Below are 13,153 nucleotides of genomic sequence, written 5' to 3'. Positions count from 1 at the left end.
TTCTAAATAGGAAATACCTTTTTTTATTCACCTTGTCCGTAGAACTTGAATACTCTATAAAAACGGAAACATCAAGGATGGGTGAATACTATTGGTGAAAAAATTCATGATGTTTAGGTGGATGGAAAAAAGAAGGAAAAATCACATTGAAAAAATGAAGAGCCTTGGAAAATGCCCTGATTGTCGTGGATATGGAGTTGTTATTGTGCCAATGCATTATATTGGGAGTAATGTAGAGTGTTATACGTGTAAAGGCACAGGAGAATACTCTGTTTGGGAAAATAATAGATAGCTTTTAATAAAGAAAGTGTCAACCCCTCCAATAAAATGAATCATAGGAGAGGTCAGACACTCTTTTACATATAAATTAGTTTTTTTCTAAAAGACGTTCCTTTTGGTCAAGATATTCATCTTCTGACAGAATGTCTAAATCATACAATTCTTTGATTTTCTTTAATTTTTCAAAATTATCAACAGCAGAATCAACTCTCTGATTTTTTACTTCAACAACCTTTTCTTCAATTAATTCCTTCAATTCCATTGCCATTTCTCTTTCTTGCTTGGAAAACTCAATTGTGTTTTCAAGTCTTTCACTTTTAAGATCATTTTTACCACAATCAAGGATCATGTAACCATTTGAAGCAAATCCCGGTTCTTTCACTGAAACATTAACAATGTTTTTATATTGTACTAATTTTATTTTGTTAAATTTCCCTAAAAACCCACCATGAATCATTTCGATACTGTTTTGGTACATGTAAATCGTTGTTTTACTTCCTTTTTTAAACATATATTCTTTAAATGCTAATTCAGCCACGATAATCCCCTCTTCTATCCCCAGAAATTAAATTAATAAACTCTTTTATTTTACAAAAAAAATCGACAATTGTTAATAAGAATTCAATCATATATGTAGATATTTTTATAGAACATTTTTCTCAAATTTTACACTTTCGGATCTGACTTTATGTTGCATATTTAAATGTTCCTAAAATTGAACTCTGAACATGTCACTTCAAAAAAAAATCTGGGGAAAAAGGTTTAAAATGTCACCTCTTGATGAATAGTAAGGAATATTAAGGAAAAAGAGGTGAACCCATTGAATTTTCTTCGTGGATTATCAGAATGGAAGCAGGCGAGAATCGAGAAAGTTCGCGCTGATATGGAATCTTTAGGAAGATGCCCTGACTGTAGGGGAAGAGGTTTTACATCATCCTTAACAAGTGTTTATACACCTACGTATGATGCTGTGTTTGATTGTCCAGGTTGCAATGGTACTGGGCAATATGCAGAATGGAATGGAAATGTTGACCAATATTAAATGTGTTTTTTAAAAATGGATAGGACTATGATTTTTGAGCAAAAATAGACTTGGCTTCACAAAAGATGTGAGGGGGAGATATGAAATGAAATGGCAAAAGCAATTACTTTCTAAATTAACAGAACGAAACGGAAAGAAAATAGCTCTAGCAATAGATACTTCTACAAATCAGACGAATACACTATTGATACAAAATATAGTTAAGTTATTTGGAGAAGTAACCCCTAATGCATTACTAGTGCAAGCTGATTTTAAAATAAGAAGCATCACTCCTATTAAGGAAGATAAAATTACTTATTATACTCATGGAAAGTCCTCGTATACTGAAGTGCTTGAGTGGGCTGAAAAAGAAGAAATAGACACCCTCTTTTATATAACGGATGTAACTGGATATTTCTATGATGAACTTCAAGTAACCAATGAAGTTTTTTGGTTGGTACCTGATGAATTTGTTCCAAAAGTACCATTTGGAAAGGCAATCAGGGTAGCTTAAATGGTTTTACTTATTTCTCAGGTCGAAAGTGAAGAGGCTGACAAAAGTTGTCAGCCTTTCTATAGTAGGAGATAAGCAAAGGTGGCATTACTGTGGATAAGAAAGCGTTCATAAAAGAGTTTACCTCAAAAACGGGTGAGTCAGTTATTCTTCGACCAGTTGAAACGAGAGATGCAGAATCAATCGTTCTTGCAGTGGATCAGATTATTAAGTCAGGTTCTTATATTCAAAAGGAAGCCGCTCGATCTACACAGGATGAAATCAAATTTATAAAGCATATGGAACTTCAAGATAATATGTATGTCGCTGTAGAGATAAATCATCAAATTGTAGGGATCGCACGCGTTATTAGGGGGGAGTTGGAAATGAAAAGGCACACTGGACTTTTTCGTACATGGTTAGTTGAGGCAGCTCAAGGAAAAGGAATTGGAACGGAACTTTTAAATTATACGATTGAATGGTGTAAGACTCATGAATTACATAAATTATGCTTGACCGTTTTTGCATCAAATGGATTAGCACATAAACTTTACGAAAGATTTGGGTTTGTAGAAGAAGGGATACAAAAGGATCAAGTCAAAATTAACGGAAAATATGATGACGAAGTTTTTATGGCTTATTTTTTAAAGTGATTTCCAACAATTCTCAATGAGTGGTAGCTGAAAATGATATATAATAAAGATGCACAACAACAACAACTCCTTTAAAACGTTAGCTTTTCCCCTTTTGATTGGGAAAGGCTTTTTTTATATTTAAAGGTAAGTTGCAATTGGGTAACTTTACATAAAAACCTATATAAATGGATAATTTTAGACAAAGTTGGTGATAGTAACCTTATTGAAAATGAGGTGAAAACCAATATGGTCTATGCGTTATCCGTTGGAAAGGCTATTCCACAATATGAAATAAGTCAGGATACAACTGTTGAGTTTGCAAAAGAAATATTTCATGACTCTTTTAAAGATCTTGAACGGCTTCTACCCGTATTTAAAAACGGTGAAATAGAAAAAAGACAATTTGCAGAACCTCTTGAATGGTATAAGCAAACACATACATTTGAAGAAAAGAATGAACTGTATATTGATAGAGCCGTAACGTATGGTGTTGAAGCAGTGAAAAATTGTTTGACTAATCATACATTGTTACAGCAGGACATTCATTATAACGAAATAGATGCCATTTTCTTCATTAGTACAACAGGAATCTCCACACCTAGTATTGATGCTAAAATTATGAATTGCTTACCCTTTAAAGAAACGACTAAACGCATCCCTATCTGGGGATTAGGATGTGCTGGGGGTGCAGCAGGATTATCCAGAGCATATGAATATTGTCTGGCGTTTCCTAAAGCAATGGTTCTCGTTATATCCGTTGAGCTTTGTAGCCTTACTTTTCAGCATGACGATAAGACGAAAAGTAACCTAATTGGAACGTCATTGTTTGCTGATGGTGTTGCTTGTACATGTATCACAGGAAGTCATGTGAACTGGAAGAAACGATCAAAATTGTCTTCACTGCCAAGATTGTTGGGCACAAGATCGACATTTATGAAAGATTCTGAAGATGTAATGGGATGGAATATTAAAAATAATGGTTTATATGTTGTTTTTTCTCGTGACATTCCCTCTATTATTAAAAAATGGTTGAAACCACAAGTAATAGATTTCTTAAAGGAATACGACCTTGAAGTAGAAAATATCAATCATTTTATTGCTCATCCTGGTGGTAAAAAGGTACTTGATGCATATATAGATGGTCTTGGTTTTAATGAACATCATTTGCATATTTCAAAAGAAGTCTTGGTCAAACACGGAAATATGTCATCAGTAACGGTTATGTATGTTTTAGAACAATATTTAAAACGTGAAATTGGTAAACCAGGTGAATATGGCTTAATTGGAGCACTTGGTCCAGGATTCAGTTCTGAAATGCTACTCGTTAAATGGGAGGGAAAATAACTGTTGTTTTATCTTTTATTTTCATTATTAATTGTTCAGCGACTAACTGAGCTATTTATTGCGAAAAAGAATGAAAAGTGGATGATAAATAGGGGAGGAGTAGAACATGGTAATGAGCATTACCCATTTATTTTATCCCTACACGTCCTGTTTCTTATCTCGCTTTTATTAGAGGTAATTATCTTTCAAAAAGAATTAACTGAGCTTTGGGTTGTGCTAGTACCACTTCTAGTTATAACACAATTGATGAGATACTGGTCGGTTATGTCTCTCGGAAATTACTGGAATACAAAGATTATTATCGTTCCAAATGATATTGTCGTTTCAAAAGGACCATATCAATTTATCAAACACCCTAATTATGTTGTAGTTGCAGTAGAAATTCTAATTATTCCTCTGTTATTTGAGGCATATATCACATCATTAGTGTTTACCATGCTAAATGTAGTTATGATGACAATTAGAATACCGGCTGAAGAAAAAGCGCTTCAAACATATACAAATTATCAAGAAGTATTTACAGTAAAATCAAGATTCCTACCTAAAAAAAGATAATCAGGTGTGTGTGTGCAGATTTTTCAAATAATTCCGAGGAAGATATTGAAAATGATTATCATTGATGATAGAATGAATTTATAATGAAAATCATTCTCAAAATATGGAGGTCTGCTGCGAATATGACTATGTTATTTGTCGGTTGTACCGTTGTTACTTATAGTGTATTGATTGGTTACATATTTAAGAATATAGATGCCCAAAAAGCTTAAAGCTCACAGAATATCGGGTTCGGTTTCCTAATACAAAAACTAAATTAGCAAACTAATAAGCAGTCCTATTCGCTACTGAATAAGACTGCTTATTTTTATTGATATATATGGGGTTTAATTAAATGGAAGGTAACTAGGCCCAGAATTCCGAACCACTTTTAACATGGTGACATAAGTATTTGTCAGCGTAAAAATTCGCAAGCTCATTGCTATTCCAAATGGTGTGCTAAAAATGATTTTAACTACCAGGGGGGGATGAAGGTCTGAGAGGAGGATAAATAAAGCAGATTATCCTTAATTGAGTAACCAATAGTTTATAAATAAGCGGAGTTTTTCCGGTTAGAATGAAGAATGGAAATCAGTTTGGAGATATAAGCGGAATTTCTCCGGTTAAGCAATGTAAAATGGTCCATTTTCGTCTTTTTCGATTAAATAGGCGGAATCTTTCCGTCTATTTAATCTATTTTTCATGTTATTTCCTCAATAAGGGGAATTTCTCCGCTAATTTTAGTAGCTTATTTCCATGCGATTCTTGAAGAGTTGGAAATTTGCTTTAACGGGTACTTATCTTGGTATAAAAAATGCTTGGAGCATTATTAATGTTTCCAAGCATTTTTCTTTGCTGATTTACTTGTCAAAATACTTTTTAATCATAGTGCGAATTACTATACGAAAAGCAATGTTAATTTGTATTTTGTACTTCAAAACAGAACCTGTTACTCACAGAAATGTGAGCTTTATTTTTTTGTGTGCGTATTCAGATAAGTCGATATATTAATTTGTATTAAAAACATAAATGAGTTTGCATAGAAAAATATAATAAAATTCTGTAAAATATAAGGTATTAAATGTATAGAGACAAAGGGGATTATCATGACAACGGCTGTGAAATCGAAAGACTTAATGCAAATCGTTATAAATCTTCATGACGAAATAAAAAAGCATGATACTGAAAATGCTCATAAGTTAGTTGAGCTTGCTAACAAGCTTTATCATCAGAAACTATATGTGGCCTTTGCTGGACATTTTTCCGCTGGTAAGTCATCTATGATTAATAAGCTTTTAGATGAACAAATACTTCCAACAAGTCCTATTCCAACAAGTGCTAACTTAGTACTATTAGAAAGAGGTCAAGAGCAAGTCACTCTTTATTCGTCTGCAAAAGAAAGTATTGAGTTAGCGGGAGACTATTCAATCGAGCAAGTGAAAGAATATTGTAAGCAAGGTGACGAAATTGAAAGAATATCTATAAAAAAGCCTTACCAAAACCTTGAAGAAGATATTGTGATTATGGATTCGCCTGGAATCGATTCTACAGATGCAGCACATAAGTTATCGACTGAGTCCATGCTTCATATTGCCGACACCATTTTTTATGTTACAGACTATAACCATGTTCAATCTGAGGAAAATCTTTCATTCATAAAAGAAATGAAAGATCGAAATAAAGTGATTTTCCTTATTGTAAACCAAATTGATAAGCATGTAGAAAAGGAAATAGAATTTAACCATTTTAAAAAGCATATTGAAGATTCATTTGCTGAAGTTGGATTGCATCCGCAAGATGTCTTTTTTACAACATTAAAGGATGACCAACACCCAGCCAATCAACTGGAACAAGTAAAAGATCTTATTAAGGTGATTGTTGAGGATAAAAAACGCTATATAGATCAAAATGTTCATGATTCTGTTACACAAGTCGTGAAAGAACATTTAGAAAAATATGAAGATCAATTAAATTTAACCGATGTAGATGAAAAGGAAGTTCGTGATCGTTTAACCACACTTTTAGAGCAAAAACAAACGATTGAGAAAAAGATAAAGAAAGAAGAAAAAATAATTGAAAATTTAACTGCTGAAACAAATGATAAGGTGTCAGCTATTTTAAAAAGTGCAAATTTAATTCCTTATGAAACAAGAGAGAAAGCAGCAGCTTATATTGAGGCAGTTGATCCTTCATTTAAGATAGGATTTTTATTCACAAAATCAAAAACTGATCAAGAACGAGATAAAAGAAAGAACGAGTTGTATGAAAGCTTAAAACAAAATATCGAAACCCAAATATCTTGGCATTTTCAGTCATTACTAAAAGAGTATTTGAAAACATATGAAATACATGATCCAGAGGTCATTCAACAAGTACAATCATTTTCTGTTAAAGTTACAGAGCAAATAATAACTGATGCTATGAAAGCAGGGGCCTCTTATAATAACCAGTACGTATTAACCTATTCATCTGATGTTAGTGAATTAATAAAAAAACATAGTAAACAACAAGTCATGAGCGTGTTTCAGAAAATAATTGATTATGTAAGAGAAAGTCGACAAAATGAGTTAGAAACGATCTATAAAGATCTAACTAACTGCAAAGTAGAGATGGCGAAATCTGAAGAGTTAGTAAGCAAATTTGAGAATCTTTCAAACTACGAAGAAAATATCATGAACGTTAAACATGGAAAGCTTGTTGAATCTTTAGATGATCAAAAATGGCTAGAAGAAAACCAATTTTATAAAAAAAGTGTAAGAACTCTTGAACTTGATGAGGCTCTTGAGGGGATAGTTCAGCCTAGTAAGTCGGATTTAGATGATCCTAAGATGGAACAGCCTTTAGGGAATCGTGATGAATTTATTCAACAGGCAGAAAATATGTTAAAAGCACTCGAAAATATACGTGGCTTTAAACAATTCACAGATTCTTTAGAAGGAAAAATTAAGAGTTATAAAAACAGATCATTCACAGTTGCGTTGTTCGGGGCTTTTAGTGCAGGTAAATCTTCTTTTGCAAATGCATTAATTGGTGAGAGGCTTTTACCTTCATCTCCTAATCCAACTACTGCCACAATAAATAAAATTGCGCCAGTGACAAATGAAAAACACCATGGGTTAGTTGAAGTAAAATTAAAGTCTAAGGAAGCATTACAAAAGGAAGTAATCGAAAGTATCCCTACATTAAGTGATAAGGACACCTCTACTTTTGAAGTATTCGTAAAAAGTGTGCTAAATCACCAGGGAAAAGATCAAAACGAAATAGAACAGTTAACTAAATATAAAACGGCTCTTCCTGATTATCAAAGCTTAACAACATCAGGTTTGTTACTTACTTCTTCAAAAGAAACATTTAAAGATTTTGTTGCGAATGAAAATAAGGCGTGTTTGGTTGAAGAAGTAATTGTATACTTTGATTGTCCAATTACAAGAGCAGGTATTACACTAGTTGATACCCCTGGGGCTGATTCTCTGCATAAGCGTCATACAGATGTTGCCTTTCAGTATATCAAAAAGGCAGACGCCATTCTTTATGTGACATATTATAACCATCCTTTTTCAAAAGGAGACCGCGAATTTTTAAGGCAACTGGGCAGGGTAAAGGATTCTTTTACATTAGACAAAATGTTCTTCATTATAAATGCAGTTGATTTAGCGAAAGATGAAGAAGAGGTTGAACTAGTTAAAGCATATATTCGTGATCAATTCTTAAAGCATGAAATACGTAATGTTCGTCTTTATGGAGTATCAAGTTTAAATATTCTTTCAGAGAACCTTACTAATGAAAAAGACTATGCAACTTTTAAACAGCAATTTGATACTTTCATTAAAGAAGAGCTTACAAACACGACAATCATCTCAATTAGGGAAGATTTAAGACGTTCTAAGGAACGAATCGAAGCGTTAATTGATGCTGCTGAAAAGAGTGGAATTGAAAAAGAACAAATACGAAAAAATCTGCTAAATGAAAAACAAAAAGTAAAAGAAGAATTAACACAAGTAACAAATCAGCATCTAATGAAAACTGTCACACAGGAAATTGAGGAGCTTGTCTTTTATTTAAAGCAAAGATTGTTCTTCCGTTTTAATGAATTTTTTAAAGAAAGCTTTCATCCAAGTGTTTTTCATCAAACAAGTGATACACAGCAGGCTTTACAGACTTGCTTAAACGATTTAGTTAGAACAGTTGAGTTTGAGTTAGTTCAAGAATTACAAGCAACTTCTTTACGAATTGAAAATGTGATAAAGAAGACTTTTGATGATGAATATATAAGAATTTCTCAACTCATAAAGAAGCAATCTCAATCCATCACATTGTCTAGTGTTGAGATTGAAGAAATTTTAACACCTGATATCTCAGTTGAGTTTTCTCGGGATATGATAGAGAAGCTAAAACCTTCGTTAAAGTTATTTAAGAATACAAAATCATTTTTTGAGAAAAATGAAAAGAAATTAATGGGGGAAGACCTAACGGAAAGATTTAATGAGCCAGTCTCAGTGGTATTAGATAACTATAATCAAAAATTTGCTGACTATTATCAACATACAGTGATGCAGATGCACTCAAGCTTAATTCAGCAAATTACGGTTCAAACAGAAGAAAGCTTTGGGGCCCTTCTTGATATTCAATTCGAAGATACAGGCCACTTAAAACAAGAGCAATCCAATCTCAGTCAAGTTATTGGACTTTTAGCTTAAGTATGCTTCTTTGTGGGAATTTTATGATACAATCTATGGATATAAACAAAAACATGTAGGGGGAAGGAGCATGGATCATAAAACGTATAAGGTTTGTGCTACATGTATACATTTTGAGGCAGTACGAAAAAACAATTCTATGCTTTACAGTTGTACTCGATTAAAATATGAGACAAAGCCAACTTATTCGTTTGATTGCTGGACCCCAAAGGAACATGTTAAGAGGTTAATGGAAAAACGAGGTGAGAATATTGAGTAATGTACATGAAGCAATTTCACAACATAGTAAAAACCAACATCACCATATTCAAGCATATTTGAAGCTTGAAGAAAAAAGGGAAGCTCTAATTGAGGAAGCGATCTTCTTATGTGTGAATGCGAAGCCTTTTGAGGTAGAGCAAATTAATATCGTGACTAAAGAAATGAACGAGCTTGCATCAAAGGGAATTGTGCCAACACGCAAGCTTGTGACTAAGAAAATGGTTGAAGAATTTGTAGTAAAGAAATATGGTAAATAAAGGTGTTTCCTAGCATTTCCAACCATCATTTTGACCATATCCGATTGAAATACTTTTCTAGTGGAAAACTAATTTCGATCGAATAAAGTGAAAGGTGTGAATGGAAATGGGACGCACAAAATTAGGAAATGCAAATGCACAACGCAACAATAATAAAAAGAAGAAAAATGATTTTAACAATGAGTTTGAATCTTACGCTCAACATGAAGCATTAAAACTTAGTAGAGATAATAAAGAAGATTAAACCTAAGAAGCCAGTTTGGAACATTTAGTGTTTCAACTGGCTTCTTTTGTAAATGTGAACTTCTCCGATTATAACCTCACTCGAAATTAACTCTAAGTACCAGACTCCTACTTCAGATATATATGTTATACTTACCTATGAATCTAATGGAACTAGCGATCTATTTTTATATGCTTGAAAGGAGATTTCAATGGAAAACAACAAACAACATTTATTAATTGTCGATGGGATGGCGCTTTTATTTCGTTCATTTTTTGCGACATCTGTTTACGGGCAATTTATGATTAATAGTAAAGGAACACCAACAAATGCGATTTCAGGATTATTAAAGCATTTGATTTCTGTTATAGAATATACCAAACCAACACATGTTATCTGCTGCTGGGATATGGGGAGTAAAACCTATAGAAATGACATTTTTTCTGATTATAAAGCAAATAGACCTGAAGCACCAATAGAGCTTCAACCACAATTTGACCTTGCAAAAGAAGTTGTAGCGGCATTAGATATTCCAAACGTAGGAATAGAAGGTTATGAAGCTGATGATTGCATTGGAACGCTTGCAAAAACATATGAAAATGATATGAAAGTATCGATCATAACTGGTGACAAAGATATCCTCCAGCTTTTAAATGATACTGTTGACGTTTTGATCCTTCAAAAAGGAATCGGTAATTACAAACATTATACAAAGGACTCATATATAGAAGAGTTTCAAATCGAACCTCGAATGTTAATTGATGTTAAGGCGTTAATGGGCGATCCAAGTGATAATTATCCTGGTGTAAAAGGAATAGGAGAGAAAACAGCGTTTAAATTAATTTCTCAATATCGATCAATTGATAAGCTGTTGCAAAATGTTTCAGAGTTAACCAAAGGTCAAAAAACAAAAATAGAAAATGATTTGGACATGTTACTTTTATCAAGAAAATTGGCCGAAATTAATTGTCAAGCACCTCTCGAATGTTTACTTGAAGATGCTATTTTTCAAATTGACGAAGAAAAGGCATTTTCTATTATTAAGGATTTGGAACTAAAAGGAATTCAAAAGTTACTAAAGAATGTAACCGACGTGAAAGAGGCAATATAATATTGAAATTTTAGAGAGGCATTAAGCCTCTCTTTTTTATTTTGTATTTTTTTTCTTAGCTGCATTCTCAAGTTTGCTTTTTGGCTCAGTTGAAAATTCAACATCTTCAGCATGACCTTGTGGGTTAACACTTGGTGCTTTTCTTCCGCGATTGTTACCTTTTTTTTCACTGCTCATGTTTGGTCACCTCCACTTGTATTATGACCAATAATCCACAAAGAAATTAATGACGAAAAAAGATGGAATTTGTCGACGGTTTTTTGATATGATCAAAGTACTACATATTTCGATAAGGATGGAATAATACAGGATGGCTCGTACAGTTAGAGATTATGTTACCTTTTTAGCTAGTAAAGGATTTATCCTAGGTGAGGAAGCTTATGGTTTCATTGAGTTTGGACAGCAGTATACAGATACAGCAGATGAAATTGTCATTGTAGCCATTGAGCTTACATTAAAAATACAAAAAGAATTTGATGGTTCTTTTTATATCTCATTATTAGAACAATTTAAGGCAGAAGACATACTGAATCGTAAACAGGCTTTTCATCATATACAAACTTTAAATTTAATGTAAAAAGTCTTTAAGCATAAGGCTTAAAGACTGGTTTCTTGATTAATCGATGATTTAAGTATTTTCATATTAGGCAATTCTGAAACAATCATGGCTAAGAATATAAGGAAGCAGCCAATTAAACCATTTGTAGTTAAACGTTCGTTAATTAAAAGAAAGGCTGTTAGGGCAGCGAATACTGGCTCCATAGCAAAAATTAGCGCTACTCTTGCGGCTGTGGTAATTTGCTGAAACTTAGTTTGAAGTAAAAAGGCTAGAGCGGTTGCCAGTATCGATGTAATAGCTAACGCAATTAAAACGTCCATATTTAATAAGTTGGTTGATACAATTGATGATCTCTCGAATAAACCAGCGCTTATAAAGCTTAATAGAGAGACAGTTAAGAGCTGAATAATTGTTAAGGGTAGTGCTTGATGTTTGTTTGAAAATTTCCCTGTATAAACAATATGAAGGGCAAACCCAATTGCACAAATCATTACAAGACCATCACCTATGTTCATTTGGGATAATCCTGCAACAGTAAGAAAGTACAAACCTATTGTTCCTACACCAGCAGCGATAAATACAACGAAGTTTGGCTTTTCCTTTAAAATAAATACAGACAATAAAGGAACAACCATAACACTTAGACCTGTAATAAATCCGGCTTTTGAGGATGTTGTATACATTAGACCAACCGTTTGAAAACTATATCCAATAAATAAAAACAACCCTAAAAATACTCCTGATTTAAGCAATTCTTTAGATAACCAGCCTTTTGGAATTTTAAATAGAAATAATGATAGTAGGGCTGCCGCAATAAAAAAGCGAATACCATTAAACAAATTAGGTGGTATAAATTCAATTGCATTTTGAACAATCACAAAGGTTGCTCCCCATATAAATGCTACAAATAACAGACTAACATCTGCTACTAACGTTTTTTTCATTTATTTCACTTCTTTCAGTATAAACTAAGATTGTTTCAAAATAGCACTTCTTGCTAACTGATCGGCTACTTTATTTTCTTTACTAGGAATCCATTTCAAAAAGAACAAATCAAATTGATCAGAAAGCTTCATTACTCGTTCTAGAAGAGGAGCAAAACTGTTATTCTTAACAAATTGTTTTTCAAAAGCACGATCCACAAGTTGTGAATCAGTTCTAAAAGAAGCGACTTTATATCCTTGATCCAAGCAAATTTCCATTCCTTTAATCAATGCATGATATTCTGCTTCATGGTTTGTCATAGAACCTAAAGGTAAAGAGTATTGTTCAGCTGTACCATGTCCTTTTATAAAGATTCCTGCACCAGATAAACCTGGATCACCTGCACTGGCTCCATCTACATATACTTCAATCAAACAAACACCTCCAAAATTAAAATATTTCATTAAATACAAAAACGATGGTAAAATAAATAGCATTATCATAAAGTAAATGTAAAAACACGAGTAGAATAAATCGAATATGATTATAGCATATTGATTACATTAGTTATAGGAAGAATTATTCGAAACGGTTTTGATGATATTAGTGATATAGAAACATTAAGATTTTCCCTTAAAATTAACAGAAATTTCAGGAGTGAATCTATTGAATTATCGTATAGAATGGACTTATCAAACAAAAAGAAAATTAGAAACAACGATAACAACAGAATATCATTCTTTAAATGAATCCATTATTTTTGCTGAAGATTTTCTTCAAACAGGAAGAGTTAAGAACCTTTCATTTTTCTCAGA

At 32.8% G+C, this 13,153-nt stretch carries 16 protein-coding genes; 12 read left to right on the top strand and 4 right to left on the bottom strand.

Going from position 1 to position 13,153, the window contains the following annotated elements; translation table 11 throughout:
* The first annotated feature begins 106 nt into the window (after nt 1–106).
* Entirely contained in the window at nt 107–292 is a 186-nt protein-coding gene (locus ACEWK1_RS11780; protein WP_121662535.1) for a methionine aminopeptidase, read from the top strand.
* 75 nt (nt 293–367) lie between these two features.
* Here ACEWK1_RS11780 and ACEWK1_RS11775 read toward each other — a convergent pair whose 3' ends face one another.
* Nucleotides 368–817 (bottom strand): hypothetical protein, encoded by a 450-nt coding sequence (locus ACEWK1_RS11775; protein ID WP_121662534.1) that lies wholly within the window; start codon nt 815–817, stop codon nt 368–370.
* A gap of 282 nt (nt 818–1,099) precedes the next feature.
* Between ACEWK1_RS11775 and ACEWK1_RS11770 the strand changes: the two genes are divergently transcribed.
* From ACEWK1_RS11770 to ACEWK1_RS11725, 10 genes are all read left to right on the top strand, one after another.
* Complete coding sequence (locus tag ACEWK1_RS11770) at nt 1,100–1,321, top strand: methionine aminopeptidase (RefSeq protein ID WP_121662533.1); 222 nt, start codon at nt 1,100–1,102, stop codon at nt 1,319–1,321.
* Nucleotides 1,322–1,406: 85 nt separating this feature from the next.
* On the top strand, nt 1,407–1,814 hold the full coding sequence (locus ACEWK1_RS11765) for a VWA-like domain-containing protein (protein ID WP_121662532.1): 408 nt from the start codon (nt 1,407–1,409) through the stop codon (nt 1,812–1,814).
* Nucleotides 1,815–1,900: 86 nt separating this feature from the next.
* On the top strand, nt 1,901–2,446 hold the full coding sequence (locus ACEWK1_RS11760; RefSeq protein WP_121662531.1) for a GNAT family N-acetyltransferase: 546 nt from the start codon (nt 1,901–1,903) through the stop codon (nt 2,444–2,446).
* A gap of 228 nt (nt 2,447–2,674) precedes the next feature.
* Complete coding sequence (locus ACEWK1_RS11755) at nt 2,675–3,772, top strand: type III polyketide synthase (RefSeq protein ID WP_416636307.1); 1,098 nt, start codon at nt 2,675–2,677, stop codon at nt 3,770–3,772.
* Between the two features lie 3 nt (nt 3,773–3,775).
* Nucleotides 3,776–4,327 (top strand): isoprenylcysteine carboxyl methyltransferase family protein, encoded by a 552-nt coding sequence (locus ACEWK1_RS11750; RefSeq protein ID WP_332327176.1) that lies wholly within the window; start codon nt 3,776–3,778, stop codon nt 4,325–4,327.
* A 1,085-nt stretch (nt 4,328–5,412) separates the two neighbouring features.
* On the top strand, nt 5,413–9,003 hold the full coding sequence (locus ACEWK1_RS11745; RefSeq protein ID WP_416636306.1) for a dynamin family protein: 3,591 nt from the start codon (nt 5,413–5,415) through the stop codon (nt 9,001–9,003).
* 70 nt (nt 9,004–9,073) lie between these two features.
* Nucleotides 9,074–9,262 carry a hypothetical protein gene (locus ACEWK1_RS11740; protein WP_121662527.1) on the top strand — a complete coding sequence of 63 codons (189 nt, stop codon included), beginning with the start codon at nt 9,074–9,076 and terminating at the stop codon, nt 9,260–9,262.
* Nucleotides 9,255–9,521: a DUF2533 family protein gene (locus ACEWK1_RS11735; protein ID WP_121662526.1), complete on the top strand. Its 267-nt coding sequence runs from the start codon at nt 9,255–9,257 to the stop codon at nt 9,519–9,521. The genes ACEWK1_RS11740 and ACEWK1_RS11735 overlap by 8 nt, the downstream gene beginning before the upstream one ends.
* Before the next feature lie 106 nt (nt 9,522–9,627).
* Complete coding sequence (locus ACEWK1_RS11730) at nt 9,628–9,765, top strand: hypothetical protein (protein WP_162987400.1); 138 nt, start codon at nt 9,628–9,630, stop codon at nt 9,763–9,765.
* A 190-nt stretch (nt 9,766–9,955) separates the two neighbouring features.
* Entirely contained in the window at nt 9,956–10,855 is a 900-nt protein-coding gene (locus ACEWK1_RS11725) for a 5'-3' exonuclease (RefSeq protein WP_121662525.1), read from the top strand.
* Nucleotides 10,856–10,891: 36 nt separating this feature from the next.
* Here the strand turns inward: ACEWK1_RS11725 and sspL are convergent, their stop codons facing one another.
* Nucleotides 10,892–11,032 carry a small, acid-soluble spore protein L gene (gene sspL / locus ACEWK1_RS11720; protein WP_121662524.1) on the bottom strand — a complete coding sequence of 47 codons (141 nt, stop codon included), beginning with the start codon at nt 11,030–11,032 and terminating at the stop codon, nt 10,892–10,894.
* Nucleotides 11,033–11,165: 133 nt separating this feature from the next.
* On the opposite strand from sspL, the gene ACEWK1_RS11715 reads away from it, so the two are divergent.
* Nucleotides 11,166–11,432, top strand: a complete 267-nt coding sequence (locus ACEWK1_RS11715; protein ID WP_121662523.1) for a DUF6123 family protein — start codon at nt 11,166–11,168, stop codon at nt 11,430–11,432.
* 20 nt (nt 11,433–11,452) lie between these two features.
* On the opposite strand, the gene ACEWK1_RS11710 is transcribed toward ACEWK1_RS11715, so the two are convergent.
* Nucleotides 11,453–12,358 carry a DMT family transporter gene (locus tag ACEWK1_RS11710; protein ID WP_121662522.1) on the bottom strand — a complete coding sequence of 302 codons (906 nt, stop codon included), beginning with the start codon at nt 12,356–12,358 and terminating at the stop codon, nt 11,453–11,455.
* 24 nt (nt 12,359–12,382) lie between these two features.
* Nucleotides 12,383–12,772, bottom strand: a complete 390-nt coding sequence (locus ACEWK1_RS11705) for a reverse transcriptase-like protein (protein ID WP_121662521.1) — start codon at nt 12,770–12,772, stop codon at nt 12,383–12,385.
* Nucleotides 12,773–13,153: the final 381 nt, after the last annotated feature.

Origin of the sequence: Metabacillus sp. YM-086 (assembly GCF_048059995.1) — a bacterium.
GTDB classification, from domain to species: Bacteria; Bacillota; Bacilli; order Bacillales; family Bacillaceae; genus Metabacillus; species Metabacillus litoralis_B.
This window is presented reverse-complemented; position numbering and strand designations above follow the sequence as displayed.

Excerpts from the sequence above, each read along its gene's own strand:
- sspL (WP_121662524.1), bottom strand. The coding sequence starts at position 11,032 with ATGAGCAGTGAAAAAAAAGGTAACAATCGCGGAAGAAAAGCACCAAGT.
- ACEWK1_RS11755 (WP_416636307.1), top strand. The coding sequence starts at position 2,675 with ATGGTCTATGCGTTATCCGTTGGAAAGGCTATTCCACAATATGAAATA.
- ACEWK1_RS11745 (WP_416636306.1), top strand. The coding sequence starts at position 5,413 with ATGACAACGGCTGTGAAATCGAAAGACTTAATGCAAATCGTTATAAAT.
- ACEWK1_RS11715 (WP_121662523.1), top strand. The coding sequence starts at position 11,166 with ATGGCTCGTACAGTTAGAGATTATGTTACCTTTTTAGCTAGTAAAGGA.
- ACEWK1_RS11710 (WP_121662522.1), bottom strand. The coding sequence starts at position 12,358 with ATGAAAAAAACGTTAGTAGCAGATGTTAGTCTGTTATTTGTAGCATTT.
- ACEWK1_RS11740 (WP_121662527.1), top strand. The coding sequence starts at position 9,074 with ATGGATCATAAAACGTATAAGGTTTGTGCTACATGTATACATTTTGAG.
- ACEWK1_RS11765 (WP_121662532.1), top strand. The coding sequence starts at position 1,407 with ATGAAATGGCAAAAGCAATTACTTTCTAAATTAACAGAACGAAACGGA.
- ACEWK1_RS11780 (WP_121662535.1), top strand. The coding sequence starts at position 107 with ATGATGTTTAGGTGGATGGAAAAAAGAAGGAAAAATCACATTGAAAAA.
- ACEWK1_RS11730 (WP_162987400.1), top strand. The coding sequence starts at position 9,628 with ATGGGACGCACAAAATTAGGAAATGCAAATGCACAACGCAACAATAAT.
- ACEWK1_RS11725 (WP_121662525.1), top strand. The coding sequence starts at position 9,956 with ATGGAAAACAACAAACAACATTTATTAATTGTCGATGGGATGGCGCTT.